Genomic DNA, 1,004 nt, shown 5'->3' on the forward strand with positions numbered 1-1,004 from the left:
TGCGGTGGATTGCGTCATGACGGGACCGGTGGGAGGAACGCGCGCCGGATGACCGGCGCCTCGCATCCCATGTGGCGCTTGCAGGCGCCACAATCAAGCCGTTGGGCGCTGCGGCACCCCGCTATCGCAGCGGCCCGAGGCAGGCCGTCAGCTCCGGCCCCTCCCGGGGCACCCGCGCCTGGAGCCGGGCGGCGAGGCGCTCCACCCCCGCGGAAGGATTGCCCGCATCGCGCCGCCGCGGGTTGGGCAGCATCACCGCCAGCAGGGCCGCCTGCCGCGCATCCACCCGCGCCGCCGGAATGCCGAAGGCCCGGCCTGCCCCCGCCTCCACCCCGAACTCCCCGTTGGGACCCCATTCGGCGATGTTGAGATAGATCTCGATCAGCCGCCTCTTGCTCACCACCAGGTCCAGCCACAGGGCCAGCGGGATCTCGAACGCCTTGCGGATCAGCGCCCGCCCCGGCCACAAAAACAGGTTCTTGGCAATCTGCATGGGGATGGTGGAGGCGCCGCGCGCATCCTCCAACTCGTCCGCCTTGTCGATGGCGGCGCGCATCTCGTCGAGGTCGACGCCCCAATGGCTGCAGAAGCTCGCATCCTCCGAGGCGATGACGGTGCGCACCAGCGCCGGCGACATCTGCTCGATGGGGGTCCAGACCCGCTCCACCCGCTTGCCCTCCACCCACCGCAGCAGCATGAGGGTGGAGACCGGATTGACCACATTGTAGGCGATGGACAGCACCAGCGGGATCGCGGCGAGGGCCAGCAGCACGCGCAGCACCAGAGCGACCATCCCCACCCCTCCCTCGCCGGCCGGGCGCCCCGCCGGCTCGACCGACCTTACAGGCCTCGGCGCCGGAATTCTTCCGGCTGAAGGCTCAGGTGCCGCTCGGGCTTGATCAGGGTCGGTGAGCCAAGCTCATCGACCGTGGCCTTACAGCTTGACCCGGCCTTCTGGTTGGGGCACCCGGTGGCCCCCGTCAACGGCGCTCCCGGCCCGGGCG

General features: G+C 70.8%; 1 protein-coding gene. It reads right to left on the minus strand.

Annotation, left to right across the window (positions count from 1 at the left end; genetic code table 11):
* Positions 1–121: 121 nt before the first annotated feature.
* Positions 122–793, minus strand: a complete 672-nt coding sequence (locus K9U41_RS22935) for a biosynthetic peptidoglycan transglycosylase (protein ID WP_282643146.1) — start codon at positions 791–793, stop codon at positions 122–124.
* Positions 794–1,004: the final 211 nt, after the last annotated feature.

Source organism: Xanthobacter autotrophicus, assembly GCF_029991245.1.
Classification (GTDB): Bacteria; Pseudomonadota; Alphaproteobacteria; order Rhizobiales; family Xanthobacteraceae; genus Xanthobacter; species Xanthobacter autotrophicus_C.